The organism is Lentzea sp. NEAU-D7 (assembly GCF_026242055.1).
Taxonomy (GTDB): domain Bacteria; phylum Actinomycetota; class Actinomycetes; order Mycobacteriales; family Pseudonocardiaceae; genus Lentzea.
The window spans coordinates 25,403-40,330 of the sequence record NZ_JAPJDL010000017.1 but is presented as its reverse complement, the minus strand read 5'-3'; the positions used below and the strand labels follow the sequence as shown (position 1 = coordinate 40,330).

The following is a 14,928-nucleotide window of genomic DNA, read 5'->3' as shown; positions in this document are numbered from 1 at the left end:
CTCTCGTGCTCAGGGCAGGAGGAGCAGCTTGCCGGTCGTCCGGCGCGACTGCAGGTCGGTGTGGGCCTGCGCCGCCTCCTCCAGCTTGTACCGGCCACCGATCCGGATGTTCAGCTCCCCGGAGGTGATGGCGGAGAACAGGTCGCCCGCCCGCCAGTCGAGCTCGGCGCGGTCGAGCAGGTAGGCCCCGGTCGACGGCCGCGTCAGGTAGACGGACCCGGCCGCGTTGAGCCGCTGCGGGTCGACCGGCGGCACCGGCCCGGACGAGGCCCCGAACAGCGCCAGCATGCCGCGCGGCTTCAGCGACGCCAGCGACTGGTCGAACGTGTCCGCGCCGACCCCGTCGTAGACGACGTCGACCTTCTCGATCTGCGAGGCGAAGTCCCCGTACCGCAGCACCTGGTCGGCCCCGGCCCCGCGGGCCAGCGCCTCCTTCTCGTCGGTCGACACCGTCGCGACCACGGTGGCCCCCTTCGACTTCGCCCACTGCGTGAGCAGCAGGCCGACGCCGCCGGCCGCCGCGTGCACCAGCACCCGGTCGCCTTCCTCCACCACGTACGTCGAGTGGACCAGGTAGTGCGCGGTGATGCCCTGCAGCAGCGAGGCCGCGGCCAGTTCGACGTCCAGCCCGTCCGGCACCCGCACCGCCGACGCCGCCGGCACCACGACCTCGGACGCGTAGCTGCCCAGCACGCCCATCCACGCGACCTTGTCGCCCACGGCGAAGTCGGGTGAGTTGCTCGTCACGACCTCGCCGGCGCCTTCGAGCCCCAGCGTGGTGGGCAACGGCAGCGGGTACTGGCCGCTGCGCTGGTAGGTGTCGATGTAGTTGACGCCCGCGCAGCTCACCTTCACCAGCAGCTCGCCGTCACCGGGCACGGGCGGCGGCACGTCCGTGTGCTCCAGCACCTCGGGGCCGCCGGCCGAACGCACCACCACTGCCTTGGGCATCTGTCCTCCTTGATCGACTCAACCCGGTCAACCCGGGCCACGACCGCGATGTTCCCGCTCCCGCCGAGCAGGAACCACCGCGGTCCAGCATGAGGGCATCCGCCTCGTCCCGCCCGCGTGCGGTACCACCACGGCGACAGGCAGCACCCGCCCCTGGTAGGACCGGTCCATGCGAAAAACATCCCTGCTGCTGATCGCATTGCTGCTACTGGTGGGAGCGCTTCCATCCCACGCCGCGTCCGCCAAGAAGGGCGTGAACGCCGCCGACGACCCCGGCCCGGCCGGCGCCGCCATGACCGCGCTCGACGCCCGCTGGTACTACACGTGGGCCTCGGACCGGCGCGGGATCCAGAGCAACGCCGAGTTCGTCCCCATGATCTGGGGCGCGGCCAGCGTCACCGACGCCGAGCTGAACAACGCGAAGGCCAACGGCCGGCAGCTGCTGGGGTTCAACGAACCCGACATGGCGGGCCAGGCGAACATGACCGTCGAACGCGCGCTGGACCTGTGGCCGCGCCTGCAGAGCACCGGCCTGAGGCTCGGCGCGCCGGGGGTCGCGTTCGGCGGTGACGTCGCGGGCGGCTGGCTCGACCGGTTCATGGCGGGGGCGAAGGCGCGCAACCTGCGCGTCGACTTCATCCCGCTGCACTGGTACGGCCAGGACTTCTCCGACAAGGCGACCGGGCACCTGGAGTCGTACCTGCGCAACGTCCACAACCGCTACCAGAAGCCGATCTGGCTCACCGAGTACGCGTTGATCGACTGGCGCTCCGGCCGCGCGGTCTACCCGACCCAGCAGCAGCAGACCGCGTTCATCACCGCGTCGACCAGGATGCTCAACGGACTGTCCTTTGTGGAACGGTATGCGTGGTTCACGCTGTCCGCCAAGACGAGCCCGACCGGTCTGTCCACCGGCACGGCGCTGACGGCGGCGGGCCGCGCCTACGCGCCCGCCTAGTCCTCGCCGAGGGCGACCCGGCGCGCGAGCCCCAGCGGCAGCGCGCCGGACCCCGCGATCCGGTCGTGGAAGTCCCGCAACGAGCCGAGTCCCGCGGCCAGGTACTCGTCGCGGATCAGGTCGATCTCCAGCGCGCCGGTCAGGTACGACGGCGCCTGCGTCGGCCACGCGCAGTACCGCTTCACCTCGCCGGCCGCCGTGCCCGGCGTCAGGGCGGTGCGCGCCACCATGAACGCCTCGGCCTCGCCGGGAGTCATGTCGCCGCAGTGCAACGCCGTGTCGACGATCATCCGCGCCGCCCGGAACAGCCGCGCCTCGACGTGGCTCATCAGAGCGCCCCGAGTCGTGTAGTACCCGACGGAGCGCAGCAGCTTCTCCGAGTACAGCGCCCAGCCCTCGGAGAAGTACGACGTCCGGAACACCTTGCGCAGCGGGTGCGCCGGGCCCTGCGCCGCGAGCCACGCCGAGTGCCAGTGGTGGCCGGGGTACGCCTCGTGCACGGAGATCGTCGGCAGCTGCGAGCGCGAGTTGGTGCGCAGGCGCTGCGTGATCTGCTCGTCGGTCGCGCCGTCGGGGGTGAACGGCACGAAGAAGAAGCCGGTCCGCTTCGAGGTCAGCGCCGGCGGCCCGAGGTAGCTCGCGACCGACATGACCGCCCGCTGGAACGCCGGCGACGCGACCACCTGGCACTCCTCGCCCTCGGGCATCGTCACCAGCGAGTGCTCGACCAGCGCGGCGCGTGCCCGCGAGGTCTCCGCCTCGTACTCGGCGCGCATCGCCTCCAGGGTCGGCGGGTGGTCGTCCTGCAGCGAGCTCATCACCGCCCGCCAGTCCGGCGATCCCGCCAGCTCGACCAGCTCGGCCTCCAGCGCCGCGTATGCGTCCTGCCCGCGCTGGTGCAGCTCCGGTGCTCCGTAGCCCAGCAACTCCTTGTCCTGCAACACGGCCGAGTAGAGCTTCTCGCCCATCCGCCAGTCGCCTGACGCCCGCACGGCGAGGTCCTCCAGGAACACCGCGTACCGGTCGAACGCGTCGGCCGCGGGCCCGGCGGCCTCGGCCAGCGTCGCGCGCAGCCCCGGCGACGACACCTGCCGCGGCAACTGGTCCAGCAGGAACGCCCGCCCCGTCCGCACCTGGCCGAGCGTGCGCAGCACGACCAGCGACGACGCCAGCGACGCGTCGAGGTTCGCCTCGGCGGCGGCGAGCACCGACGGCACCTCGCGCAGCTTGGCGACGGTCGACGCGACGAGCTCGGCCTCGGGCATCAACCCGTGCAGGAACGGCCCCAGCAGCCCGAAGAAGATCATCCCGGTGTACTCGTGCGGATCCCGCCGCCAGCCCGGCCACGCGTCCATCGCCGACGCCCCGCGCAGCACCGACACGGCGAGGTCGCGGTCGACCGACTCCGGCGACGCCTCCAGCCGTGCCAGCCAGGTCTCCCTCTCGCGAGCCCGCTGCTCGAACGCCGCCGCGGAGAGGTCCCCGAAGGTCGAGCAGTGCTCCAGCGAACCGGCTCCGGCGGCGTGCGCGGGGTGGCGGTCGAAGTACCACGAGAGGAACGACGTGAGCGTGTCGGTGGTCACCCGACCGAAGCTACCCGCTGGTTTTACAGTGTGGGGATGTCTGATCACACCACTCAGAAGCGCATCGCCGAGTTCGTGAAGGCCCACGGTAAGGCGGACACGCCGGTCAGGGCCGTCGTCGAACCGATCGGCCGGGCAGGCGCGCGGATCGTGCTGGTCGGCGCGGACGGCGCCATGGGCGACGTGATGGTGAAGGACGTCGAGTCCGCCACCAAGGCCGTCGAGGCCGCGGACGGCGTCGAGCAGGCCGAATGGGACCGCGAGACCACCGCCGCCACCAAGATCGGCCCCGCCCACCGCCGCAAGATGGCCACGATGCAGTCATGAGGGTCGTGCTCGCCTCGTGCGACCGGTTGCCCCTGGGAGACGGTGACGAGGAGCCGCTCGTCGCCGCCCTCCAGCGCGACGGCGTCGACGTCGAGTGGCGGCCGTGGGGCGGCGAGGTCGAGGCCGACCTCGTCGTCCTGCGCACGACCTGGGACTACCCGGACCACCTGGACGAGTTCCTGGCGTGGTGCGCGGGCGTGCCCACCCTCGCCAACCCGCTGCCGGTGGTCCGCTGGAACATCGACAAGTCGTACATGGCCGAGCTCGCCGCGCACGGCGTCCCCGTCGTGCCCACCGCGGTCGTGCGGCCAGGGGAGGAGCCGGCCTTCCCGGACGGCGAGTTCGTGGTGAAGCCGGCGGTCGGCGCGGGCTCGCGCGGTGCCGGCCGGTTCACCGACCACGCCGCGGCCCGCGCACACCTGGACGCCCTCGGCGCCACCGCGCTGGTGCAGCCGTACCAGTCCAGTGTGGATGCCCACGGCGAGACGGCGCTGGTGTTCTTCGCGGGCGAGTACTCCCACTCGTTCCATAAAGGACCGATGCTGGCCCAGGGCCTCGCCGAGTCCGAGTCTGGGCTCTACGTCGAGGAGCGGCTGAGCGGCATCGAGCCCGCGCCGCGCCAGGTCGCGCTCGCCGAGCAGGTGCTCGACGTCGCCGCGGCCCTGCTCTCGTTGCGGCGCGCCGACTTCCTCTACGCCCGCGTGGACGTGGTCGAGGGTCCCGGCGGGGAACCGCTGCTGCTCGAACTGGAGCTGACCGAGCCGTCGCTGGGCTTCAAGCTCGCGACCGACGATGCGGCCTCCCGGTTCAGCAAGGTGATCCAGGAAGCGGCCTCGCGTTCGTAGATCGCGCTACGGTCGGATCATGACCACGGCGAACGTCAACGGCATCACGATCGGCTACGACGACGAAGGCACCGGCGACGACGTGCTGGTGCTGGTGCACGGCCACCCCTTCGACCGCACGATGTGGCGGCCGCAGGTCGAGCACTTCAGCACCCGCGGCCGGCGTGTGGTCGCGGCGGACCTGCGCGGGTACGGCGAGACCACCGTCGTGCCCGGCACCACGCCGCTGGACGTCTTCGCGGCCGACATCGCGGGCCTGCTCGACCACCTCGGCATCGAGAAGGTCGTGCTCGGCGGCCTCTCGATGGGCGGGCAGATCGTCATGGAGTTCGCGCGCACGTTCCCCGAGCGCCTGCGCGGCCTCGTTCTCGCCGACACGTTCGCGCAGGCCGAGACCGAGCAGGGGCGCCGCGACCGCAACGCCATGGCCGACCGGCTGCTGCGCGAGGGCATGTCCGGCTACGCCACCGAGGTGAAGTGGAAGATGGTGGCACCGCACAACCCCGAGGCCGGCGAGTTCGTCGCGGGGCTGATGCTCAACGCGCCACCGGAAGGCGCGGCGGCGGCGTTGCGAGGCCGCGCGCAACGGCCCGACTACACCGAGACGCTCACCGCGATCACCGTGCCGACGCTCGTGATCGTCGGCAGCGACGACGAGTTCACCCCGGTCAGCGCGGCCGAGTACATGAGCGAGCGCGTTCCGGGTTCGACGCTGGTCGTGGTCGACGGTGCCGCCCACATGCCGAACCTGGAACGCCCCACCGTCTTCAACGAGGCGGTGGAAGACTTGCTAGCGCAGACCTGAGCCGATGCCGGTCAGGCCGCGCACCTCCATCTCCGCCTGCTTGGCCGCGTCCGCCTTCTCGCCACCGAGGACCGTGCCCAGGAACCCGGCCAGGAACGACAGCGGGATCGACACGATGCCGGGGTTCGACAGCGGGAAGAACGCGAAGTCGGCGTCCGGGAACACCGACGACTTCGAGCCGGAGATCGCGGGCGAGAAGACGATGAGCAGCACGCACGACGTGAGGCCGCCGTAGATGCTCCACAGCGTGCCGCGCGTGTTGAAACGCTTCCAGAACAACGAGTACAGCAGCGTCGGCAGGTTCGCGGACGCGGCCAGCGCGAACGCCAGGGCGACCAGGAAGGCGACGTTCTGGCCGTTGGCCGCGATGCCGCCGACGATCGCCAGCACGCCCACGCACACGGCGGTGATGCGCGCGACGCGGACCTCGTCGCGCGGGTCGGCCTCGCCCCGCTTGATCACGTTCGCGTAGACGTCGTGCGCGAACGAGGCCGACGCCGTCAGCGTCAGACCCGCGACCACGGCGAGGATCGTGGCGAACGCCACGGCGCAGACGATGCCCAGCAGGACCGTGCCGCCGACCTGGAACGCCAGCAGCGGCGCGGCCGAGTTCTCGCCGCCGGGAGCGTTGGTGATCTTGTCGGTGCCGACCAGCGCCATCGCGCCGAAGCCGATGACCAGGGTGCACGAGTAGAAGATCGCCATCATCCACGTCGCCCACACGACGGACTTCCGCGCCTCACGGGCGTTCGGCACCGTGTAGAAGCGCATCAGCACGTGGGGGAGAGACGCGGTGCCCAGCACGAGCGCCAGGGCCAGCGAGATGAAGTCGATCTTCGACAGGTCCGTCGCGCCGTACTTCACACCCGGCGAGAGGACGGCCTCGCCCAGCGGCGAACGCTGCGTCGCGCGGTCGAGCATTGAGGAGAAGTCGAAGCCGAACTTGCCGATCAGGAAGATCGTCAGCAGCGACACCGTGAGGATCAGCAGCACGGCCTTGATGATCTGCACCCACGTGGTGCCCTTCATGCCGCCGACCAGCACGTACAGCACCATGACGATGCCGACGACCGCGATGATGATCGCCTGGCCGATCTTGCTGTGCACGTCCAGCAGCAACGCCATCAGGCCGCCGGCGCCCGCCATCTGGGCGATCATGTAGAAGAGCGAGATGACCAGGGTCGAGTTCGCCGCGGCCGCGCGCACGGGCCGCTGGCGCATGCGGAACGCCATGACGTCGCCCATGGTGAAACGGCCGGTGTTGCGCAGCCGTTCCGAGATCAGCATCAAACCGATCAGCCAGGCGACGACCCAGCCGATCGAGTACATGAAGCCGTCGTAGCCGTTCACGGCGATCGCGCCGGAGATGCCCAGGAACGACGCCGCGGACAGGAAGTCGCCCGAGAGCGCGATGCCGTTCTGCGTGCCCGTGAAACTGCTGCCCGCCGCGTAGTAGTCCGACGCGCTCACGTTCCGCGTCGAGGCCCGGTACACGATGTAGAGCGTCAGCAGCACGAAGACGCCGAAGACGGACAGGTTGATCGCGGTGTTCGCCCCGGTCACGCGAGCTCCTCATCGGTTTCCACGAGCGCACGCACCCTGTCGACCTGCGGATCGAGCTTCCGCTTGGAGTAACGCGAGTACGCCATTGTGATGATGACGGTCGTCACGATCTGGAGAAATCCCATCGTCAGGCCGACGTTCACCGTTCCGAACAGCGGAGTGCTCATGAACTCGGCGGCGTAAGCCGAAAGCAATACGAACGTGACGTACCAAGCGAGGAACACCACCGTCGCCGGGAGAATAAAACGCTTCACCCGGCGCTTCAGGGCGAGGAAATCCTCACTCGTTTGGATGGCATCGAAATCAGGCTCACCGTCACCATCGATAAGCAATGAGTGATGTGGCTCGTCAAAGGTCGCGAAACCGGGGGTGGCCGGGCGTGACACGGAGGGCAGCGCCTTCGTCATCAACCGCTCGCATTCGTTACGGGGAGTGCCCGGCGAGGCTCCGCGCGCACAGCGCGTCCGATCCGGGGTTGGGAGGCGCAAGCGTAACCACGCGTGGCGTTGAGTCAATCCCCGGAACCAGCAGGACCACCCCAAAAGGTCCAGTGTCACCCTGGGTGATCGATCGTGCACGCCGCAGGTCGTTGTCGCGTCACGCTCTCTGGCCTACTATCCGCTCACACCCGATACGGCTGATGGAGATATCGAGCTGCGGGGGACATCGACTCGCGGGGATTCACCAGGCCAGGAGGTAGCCGATAGTGGGGCACTTCGAACGCGCCTTGGGGATCATTTCGTGAATGTCGAGTGGAGAAAGATCAGCGACTGGCGCAACTGGCGCCTGCCCGTCAAGCTCGGCGTCGTGCTGCTCGTCCCCGTGGCGGTGGCCGTCGGCGCGGGCGCTCTGCAGATCTCCGGTTACGTCGACCGGTCCAACAACTACGTGCAGATGCAGGGCCTGGTGCGGCTGAGGGCGGATCTCGCGCCTTTGATCTCCAGCGTCCAGCAGGAGCGCACGCTCGCCGCGCAGAGCGCCACCAGCGGTTCCGGCGTCGGCGCCTACCAGAACCAGATCAGCGCCACCGACAACGCCGCCTCCACGGTGCGCCGCCGGATCGAGCGCACCGACGGCGTCAGCGACGTCTCCCGCCAGCGCTTCGCCGAGGTCGGCGGCCAGCTGGAGACGCTCAAGAACCTGCGGGAGAAGGTCGCGCAGGGCGGCGACGGCGGTGACCCGTCCGGCGGTACCTACGGCTACACCGCGATCATCAAGTCGCTGCTGGACTTCGAGCAGGCGCTCGTCGGCCAGTTCAACGACAACGCCATCTCGGGCACCGCGACGGCGCTGCACAACATGGTCATCGCGCAGGAGCAGGTCTCGCTGCAGCACGCGTTCGTGCTCGCCGGGATCGGCCGCGGCAAGCTCCTCGGCCCCGAGATCCGCGCGCTGGAGCAGTCCGACATCCGCCTGCAGGACCGCCTGAACGACTTCCAGGCCATCGGCACCACCGAACAGCGCCGCATCTACGACCAGACCGTGACCGGTGCCGCCGTCGCGATCCGCTCCGCGCTCGTGGAACGCGCGCTCACCCAGCCCGACGGCACCCCGCCACCCGCGACGCGCCCCGGCCAGCCCAAGCCGCCGCAGGAGTTCGGCATCGCCGTCGACGACTGGAACAAGTCGTCCGGCACCACCGCGCGCCTGATGGAACAGGTCGTCCGCGAACTGCAGGACGAGCTCGCGAACACCGCGGGCGCCCTGCAGGACGACACGTCCAACAAGGCGGGCGCCGCCGCGGTCATCCTGCTCGCGATGCTGCTGATCGCCGGCACGCTCGGCTTCGTCATCGGCCGCTACCTGCTGCGCTCGCTGTCCGAGCTGCGCCGCTCCGCCCTCGACGTGGCGCACCACCACCTCCCCGAGGTCGTCGCCGCGATCCGCGCCGACCGCAAGCCCGACACCGAGATCGAACCGGTGCCCGTGCACACCAGCGAGGAGTTCGGCCAGCTGGCCCGCGCGTTCGACGCCGTGCACGAGCAGGCCATCCGCGGCGCCGTCGAGCAGTCGTCGCTGCGCTCGGGCATGAGGAACATCTTCGTCAACCTGTCGCGCCGCTCGCAGGGCCTCGTCGAACGCCAGCTCAAGCTCATGGAGGAGCTCGAGCGCCACGAGGAGAACCCCGAGCAGCTCGCGAACCTGTTCAAGCTCGACCACCTCGCGACGCGCATGCGCCGCAACAACGAGAACCTGATGGTGCTGTCCGGCAGCGACGTCGCCCGCCGGTTCCACCAGCCCGTCCCGCTCGCGGACGTGCTGCGCGCCGCCGCGTCGGAGATCGAGCACTACCAGCGGGTCGTCGTGAAGTCGACGCCGTCGGTGGAGATCGTCGGCTACGCGGCCAGCGACCTCGTGCGCCTCGTCGCCGAGCTGCTGGACAACGCCACCGCGTTCTCCGCGCCCACCACCCAGGTCGTGATCGGCTCCCGGATCGACCAGCAGGGCGCCGTGCTCGTCGAGGTCGCCGACCAGGGCATCGGCATGGGCCCGGCCGAGCTCACCGAAGCCAACGAGCGGCTCTCGACCGGCACCGAGGAGGACGTGCCCGTCTCGCGCCAGATGGGCCTGTTCGTCGTCGGCAGGCTCGCGGGCCGCCACAACATCACCGTCCGGCTGCGCGGCGCGGGCGAGGGTCGTGAGGGCCTGCGCGCGTTCGTGCTCGTGCCCGCGGACCTCGTGCGCTCGCACGAGGAGGCCCCGGCGCCGTCCCAGCCGCGGCACGCCGCGCTGCCCCAGCCGAAGCCCGCCCTGCCCCGGCAGCCGCACGTCGTCGTGAAGACGCCGAACCTGGCGCCGCCACCCGCACCCGCGCCGGCCATCGACAGCCCGCGCGAGTCCGCCGAGTGGATGTCGTTCCGCGGCGCCGCGATCGACGAGTCGCTGCCCCAGCGGGCACCGCGACCCGCGGCACAGCACAACGGTGTGCCGCACGAGTCACCGAGCGAGACGACGTCCTCCTGGTTCCGGGGCGCCGCCCTCTCGGACGAACCGGCAGACGGCGACCGGCCGCCGGCACGGCCCCACCCCGGACCCTCACCCGCGTCGTCACCGTCGGTAGTGGCATCCTGGTTCGGCAAGAAGCCCGGAGGGACGGTCTGGGAGCAGGCCGGAGACCCCGTCACGGACGCGGGGGAGACCGATGCCGGGTTGCCGAAACGGGCGCCGCGCAAGAACCTGCTCCCCGACCTCGCGGAACACTCCGAGAACGGTGCGCGTCCCGCTGTGAGCCAGAAGCGCGATCCGGAACGAGCGCGAGGCTTTCTCGCGAGCTACCAGACGGGCCTGCGCCAGGCGCCGCTCGGCGGCAACGCGAACGGAAAAGGCCAGGGGAACGGCCAGTACAACGGGGAGAAGGCATGAGCACGCCTCAGTCGCGCCAGGTCGACCAGTTCGGCTGGTTGGTCACGAACTTCACCGATCGCGTGGCCGGTGTCGCGCACGCGATCGTGATCTCGGTGGACGGCTTGCTGCTCACCAAGTCGACGGGTCTGCCGCCGGAGCGCGCCGACCAGTTGTCCGCCATCGCGTCGGGAGTCACGGCCCTCACCGCGGCCGCCTCCCGGTGCTTCGAAGGTGGCGGAGTGTTGCGCACCGTGATCGAGATGGACTACGGGATCATGCTTCTCATGTCCATCCGAGACGGGTCTTGTCTGGCGGTTCTCGCCGCCCCCGACAGTGACGTCGGCCAGGTCGCCTACGAGATGACCGTGGTCGTCGACCAGGTGGGCCAGATCCTCACCCCCGAACTGCGAGCGCAGCTGCACAGCGTGAGGTGATCCCATGAGTTCCTCCCCAGACGCGCACCGACGGCGGAAGCGGGCCGAAACGCCCGCCGAGCAGACGTTCGCCGACCTGATGAACGGGTTCTCCCTGAATTCGGGCCGGAAGCGGTCGCCCGCGCCGGAGCAGGTGCCCGCGCGGGAAGCGACTCCCGTTGTACGGCAAGAAGATGCCGGGGTGTTCGAACCCTCGGTCCAGGAGGCTCACGACGCCTCGATCGTTCGTGCATATGCCTGGACGGGTGGGCGCACTCGGTCCAACATCGACCTCGAGATCGAGACACTTGTCTCCGCCAATGATCAGAGTCGGCAGTCTGCAGGTATCTTGCAGGCTGAGCACCAACGCGTTGTCGAGCTGTGCCACTCCCCGCGATCCGTCGCGGAGGTGGCCGCACTGATGCGCCTCCCGCTGGGAGTCGTGAAGGTGCTGCTCGGTGACATGGCGGAACGAGGCTTGGTGGACGTGCACCAGACCGCTTCCGCAGGCGGTGACACGCCAGACCTCGGGTTGATGGAGAGAGTGCTTAGTGGACTACGTCGGCTCTAGATTTCCCGAATTCGGCCCTCCCGGGCCGCCCGGTCGGGAGCTGACCTCGGCCAAGATCGTCGTCGCCGGCGGCTTCGGCGTGGGCAAGAGCACCTTCATCAGGTCCATCGTGGAGAACGATCTCCTGACGATGAACGCACTCCCGCCGGAACGCGCGGGTGCCGTGACGGAACTGGTGCGCATCCAGTTCGGACGCGTGTGGCTCGATCCGGGCCTCGCGCTGCATCTCTTCGTGGCGCCGCAGTGGCAGGACCCGCGCGCGGGCTGGGGCGACGTGGTGCGCGGCGCCGTGGGTGCCGTGGTGCTGTTCGACGTGATGCGTCCCGCGGACTCCGTGGACGCGATGCGGTACTTCGAGGACCACCGGATCCCGTACGTGCTCGCTCTGAACAACGTGCACTCCTCGGTCCGGTCGGACGTCAAGGCCATCATCCGCGGGATGGGCATCTCGCCCGACGTCCCCGTGGTGAACTGCGACCCGCGCGTGCGGCTTTCCGTGCGGGAGACGCTGATCTCGCTGACCGAGCACGCGAAGCTGGACCGGTGGCGCCGGCGGGCCGGGCCCGACGAGACCACTCCGCTCGCGCCTGTCTGCTGACCCGGGGTTTCTCCGGGCGACAGCTCTTCCTGGTTGATCGGCCCCCAGCGCCTGGCGCTGGGGGCCGACTGCTTCAGCGCGGTGCCTGGACGGCTGCACGGAGGCGCTGGCGTCTCACCGCCGCGGCCCTCTCGCTGAGCTGATCGGCGACGTCGCAGAGCACGGCCGCCTGGTGGCGGACGTGGGCGACCAGGCCGGCTCTGCCGGAGTGCTCGGCGATGATCCGGCCGAGGTTCCAGGGGGCGAGGCAGACCCGGTTGTCGAAGGCAGGGCGTGCGCCGGACACGACGCCGAGTGCGACGGCGGCGGCCGCCGCGTCGACGCTGAGAACGTGGGCCGGCACCTGGTCGGCGTTCCAGCCTCCGTCCGCGGCCTCGCCGAGGTCAGGTGCCGCGGCCACGTCGAGGAACTTCTCGCAGGCGCTGCGCAGTGCGGTCGTGTCGTTGACAAGATCGCTACGATAGTTTCAGTGTCGACCGAAAGGGATCACTGAGATGAGCGTCGGACGCGAGACCCGCCTGTCGGCCTGGATCGAGCGGTTCGCGGCCCACTTCGCCGAGGAGGGCATTCCGCTGATCGGCGGCCGCATCCTCGGTTACCTGCTGGTGTGCCAGCCGGTCGAGCGCACCGCGGCCGAGCTCTCGCAGGAGCTCGAAGCCAGCAGCGGGTCGATCAGCACGAACCTGAAGTACCTGGTCAACGTCGGCCTGGTGACCAAGCGGACCCGGCGCGGGCGGCAGGCGGCCGAGTACCGGATCAACGAGAAGGCCTGGACGGACTTCATCCAGCGCAAGCTCAACGCGATCGCCAGCGTCCAGACGCTCACCGAGGACGGCATGCGCCTGCTCAGCGGTGACCCGGAGCGTTCGATGCGGCTGAGGACCGTCGACCACATCTACGGTTGGCTCTCAGAGGAACTCCCCGCTTTGTGGGAGCGCAGGCCCTCCGCACCGAAGTAGCGTGGTGCCATGTGGCACCCGTTTCGCGATGACGTCGAGTACTACGAGGAGCGGGCCCGGGGTCTGCTCGCCTCCGCGTGGGACGGCGTACCGGGTGCGCTGGAGATCTTCGACGACGTGCCGCTGACGGACGAGGGCGCGCACATGGTGCTGGCCAGGGCCCACGGCTGTGAGGACTGGAAGGCGCTCAGGGCCAACATCCGCAAGCCGCGCCCGTTCGCCCGCGCCTACCAGGCCATCGAGATGCAGAACCCCGGCGAGCTCAAGGCGATCATCACGCGCGACCCGTGGCTCGTGAAAGCCAGCGGCACCAACGGGAACGACCTGCTCGGCCTCGCGACGGCGAAGGGCGACGAACGCCTCGTCGAGGTGCTGCTCAACGACGGCGCGGACATCGACCACCAGAACGTCCACGGCTGGACGGCGCTGCACCAGGCGGCCTACGCGAACCTGCCGGGCCTGGCCCGGCGGCTGCTGGACGAAGGCGCCCGCACCGACCTGGACGCCCGCGGCGAGGGCGGCACCCCGCTCGCCGTCGCGTTGTTCTGGGGCAACAGGGAGACCGCCGAACTGCTGGCGCGGCACGGAGTTCACCCGCCCAACCTGCGCACGGCGGCCGGCCTGGGCGACCTGGAGCTGGCGGCCGCACCGGAGGCCGGGCGCGGCTACTACCGCCCGCACAGCGGGTTCCCGCGCTGGTGGCCGACGAACGACCCGCAGGAGGTGCTCGACGAGGCGTTGTCGTGGGCCGCGCGCAACGACCGCACCGAGGTCCTGGGCGACCTGCTCAAGCGCGGCGCCAGGATCGACGCGGACGTCTACCGCGGCACGGCGCTCGCCTGGGCGGCCTGGTGCGGGCTGGAGAACGCCACCCGCACGTTGCTCGACCTGGGCGCGAACCCCAACCAGCGCACGACCTTCGGCGGTCCGATGCACGGCGAGGGCGTGACGGCGCTGCACCTCGCGGCCGAACGCGGCCACCTGCGGGTCATCCGCGTCCTGCTTGACGCAGGCGCCGACCGGACCATCACCGACGTGAACTTCGAGGCCACGCCCGCGAACTGGGCCGGCCACAACGACCAGGGTGAGGCTCAGGCCTTGCTGAGCGCCTGATCGTCCGAAGCGGGCAGCTCGACCTCGTGCGTGCGCTCGCGCGACGACGTCCACAGTGCGGCCGTGGCGATGACGACCGCGCCGGCGCCGAGCACGTGGATGGACACGAGCACCTCGGGCACGCCCGTCCAGTACTGGACCATGCCCAGTGCGCCCTGGGCGAGCACGACGCCGACGAGCGTCCAGTACGGGCGGGTGCGGGTGAAGAACCCGACCGCGATCAGCAGGCCCAGGAACAGGAACAGCAGGTCCGCGTGGATCTGCGCGAGCGTCTCCACGTCGACGCCCAGCCGCGGCGTCGACGCGTCACCGGCGTGCGGCCCGGCGGCCGTCACCCAGGTGCCGGCGAGCAGCAAGGCGCCCAGCACGACGGCCATGACGACCTGGAGCCTCATCAGCGGCGCCGGCACCTTCAGCCGGACCGGCCCGTCGCCCTCGGACAGCGAGCTCACGAGGAGCACGGCCATCCAGACCAGGCCCATCGAGATCATGAAGTGGATCGACACGGTGTACCAGGCCAGGCCCGTCAGCACCGTGATGCCGCCGACGACCGCCTGCACGGCCACGCCGACGAGCTGCACGAGCGAGAGCACGAGCACCCGCCTGCGCCGCGGCAGGTGGAACCACGCCGCCAGCACGCACAGGCCCGCGATGATGCCGACGACACCGGTCAGCGTCCGGTTGCCGAACTCGACCCACTGGTGCAGGGCCGCGACCTCGGGGTGCTCCACCGGGACGACGCTGCCGTCGACGCACTCGGGCCACGTCGGGCAGCCGAGCCCGGAGCCGGTCACGCGGACGATCGACCCGGTGACCGCGATTCCGGCCTGCGCGATGACGACGGCAATCGCGAACGCGCGCTGCCAGGACACGAGGAAGGCGGTCAGCTTCGACACG

The 14,928-nt window shown here is 70.3% G+C and carries 16 protein-coding genes; 10 read left to right on the top strand and 6 right to left on the bottom strand.

The genetic code is table 11. The features are described from left to right. Positions 1–9: 9 nt before the first annotated feature. A complete protein-coding gene (locus tag ORI60_RS29755) occupies positions 10–951 on the bottom strand; it encodes a quinone oxidoreductase family protein (RefSeq protein WP_266041313.1) in 942 nt (313 codons plus the stop codon). A 169-nt stretch (positions 952–1,120) separates the two neighbouring features. On the opposite strand from ORI60_RS29755, the gene ORI60_RS29750 reads away from it, so the two are divergent. Then, a complete protein-coding gene (locus ORI60_RS29750; protein ID WP_266041312.1) occupies positions 1,121–1,909 on the top strand; it encodes a glycoside hydrolase family protein in 789 nt (262 codons plus the stop codon). Here the strand turns inward: ORI60_RS29750 and ORI60_RS29745 are convergent. Beyond that, entirely contained in the window at positions 1,906–3,492 is a 1,587-nt protein-coding gene (locus ORI60_RS29745; RefSeq protein WP_266041311.1) for a DUF885 domain-containing protein, read from the bottom strand. The two genes, ORI60_RS29750 and ORI60_RS29745, sit on opposite strands and share 4 nt — an antisense overlap. Before the next feature lie 36 nt (positions 3,493–3,528). On the opposite strand from ORI60_RS29745, the gene ORI60_RS29740 reads away from it, so the two are divergent. Genes ORI60_RS29740 through ORI60_RS29730 form a run of 3 tightly spaced genes read left to right on the top strand, consistent with a single transcriptional unit; the run spans position 3,529 to position 5,469 of the window. Then, a complete protein-coding gene (locus ORI60_RS29740; RefSeq protein WP_266041310.1) occupies positions 3,529–3,819 on the top strand; it encodes a hypothetical protein in 291 nt (96 codons plus the stop codon). Next, positions 3,816–4,664 carry an ATP-grasp domain-containing protein gene (locus tag ORI60_RS29735; protein WP_266041309.1) on the top strand — a complete coding sequence of 283 codons (849 nt, stop codon included), beginning with the start codon at positions 3,816–3,818 and terminating at the stop codon, positions 4,662–4,664. The genes ORI60_RS29740 and ORI60_RS29735 overlap by 4 nt, the downstream gene beginning before the upstream one ends. 19 nt (positions 4,665–4,683) lie before the next feature. After that, a complete protein-coding gene (locus ORI60_RS29730) occupies positions 4,684–5,469 on the top strand; it encodes an alpha/beta fold hydrolase (RefSeq protein WP_266041308.1) in 786 nt (261 codons plus the stop codon). Here ORI60_RS29730 and ORI60_RS29725 read toward each other — a convergent pair. Both ORI60_RS29725 and ORI60_RS29720 read right to left on the bottom strand, forming a co-directional pair. Then, entirely contained in the window at positions 5,455–7,032 is a 1,578-nt protein-coding gene (locus ORI60_RS29725) for a cation acetate symporter (protein WP_266041307.1), read from the bottom strand. The two genes, ORI60_RS29730 and ORI60_RS29725, sit on opposite strands and share 15 nt — an antisense overlap. Further along, complete coding sequence (locus ORI60_RS29720; RefSeq protein WP_266041306.1) at positions 7,029–7,439, bottom strand: DUF485 domain-containing protein; 411 nt, start codon at positions 7,437–7,439, stop codon at positions 7,029–7,031. Before ORI60_RS29720 ends, ORI60_RS29725 begins: the two co-directional genes overlap by 4 nt. A gap of 334 nt (positions 7,440–7,773) precedes the next feature. Between ORI60_RS29720 and ORI60_RS29715 the strand changes: the two genes are divergently transcribed. The 4 genes from ORI60_RS29715 to ORI60_RS29700 are packed head-to-tail and all read left to right on the top strand — an operon-like array spanning position 7,774 to position 11,959. Next, the gene (locus ORI60_RS29715) at positions 7,774–10,395 is read left to right on the top strand and encodes a nitrate- and nitrite sensing domain-containing protein (protein ID WP_266041305.1); all 2,622 of its coding nucleotides are present in this window, start codon (positions 7,774–7,776) and stop codon (positions 10,393–10,395) included. Further along, the gene (locus ORI60_RS29710; protein WP_266041304.1) at positions 10,392–10,811 is read left to right on the top strand and encodes a roadblock/LC7 domain-containing protein; all 420 of its coding nucleotides are present in this window, start codon (positions 10,392–10,394) and stop codon (positions 10,809–10,811) included. Before ORI60_RS29715 ends, ORI60_RS29710 begins: the two co-directional genes overlap by 4 nt. A gap of 4 nt (positions 10,812–10,815) precedes the next feature. Beyond that, complete coding sequence (locus ORI60_RS29705; RefSeq protein ID WP_266041303.1) at positions 10,816–11,361, top strand: DUF742 domain-containing protein; 546 nt, start codon at positions 10,816–10,818, stop codon at positions 11,359–11,361. After that, positions 11,342–11,959 carry a GTP-binding protein gene (locus ORI60_RS29700; protein ID WP_170176395.1) on the top strand — a complete coding sequence of 206 codons (618 nt, stop codon included), beginning with the start codon at positions 11,342–11,344 and terminating at the stop codon, positions 11,957–11,959. The genes ORI60_RS29705 and ORI60_RS29700 overlap by 20 nt, the downstream gene beginning before the upstream one ends. Before the next feature lie 73 nt (positions 11,960–12,032). Here the strand turns inward: ORI60_RS29700 and ORI60_RS29695 are convergent, their stop codons facing one another. Next, positions 12,033–12,359, bottom strand: a complete 327-nt coding sequence (locus tag ORI60_RS29695; RefSeq protein ID WP_266041302.1) for a hypothetical protein — start codon at positions 12,357–12,359, stop codon at positions 12,033–12,035. 94 nt (positions 12,360–12,453) lie between these two features. On the opposite strand from ORI60_RS29695, the gene ORI60_RS29690 reads away from it, so the two are divergent. Both ORI60_RS29690 and ORI60_RS29685 read left to right on the top strand, forming a co-directional pair. Beyond that, positions 12,454–12,918 carry a GbsR/MarR family transcriptional regulator gene (locus ORI60_RS29690; protein WP_266041301.1) on the top strand — a complete coding sequence of 155 codons (465 nt, stop codon included), beginning with the start codon at positions 12,454–12,456 and terminating at the stop codon, positions 12,916–12,918. 9 nt (positions 12,919–12,927) lie between these two features. Further along, positions 12,928–14,031 (top strand): ankyrin repeat domain-containing protein, encoded by a 1,104-nt coding sequence (locus ORI60_RS29685; RefSeq protein ID WP_266041300.1) that lies wholly within the window; start codon positions 12,928–12,930, stop codon positions 14,029–14,031. On the opposite strand, the gene ORI60_RS29680 is transcribed toward ORI60_RS29685, so the two are convergent. After that, positions 14,010–14,927, bottom strand: a complete 918-nt coding sequence (locus ORI60_RS29680; protein WP_266041299.1) for a COX15/CtaA family protein — start codon at positions 14,925–14,927, stop codon at positions 14,010–14,012. The two genes, ORI60_RS29685 and ORI60_RS29680, sit on opposite strands and share 22 nt — an antisense overlap. Position 14,928: the final 1 nt, after the last annotated feature.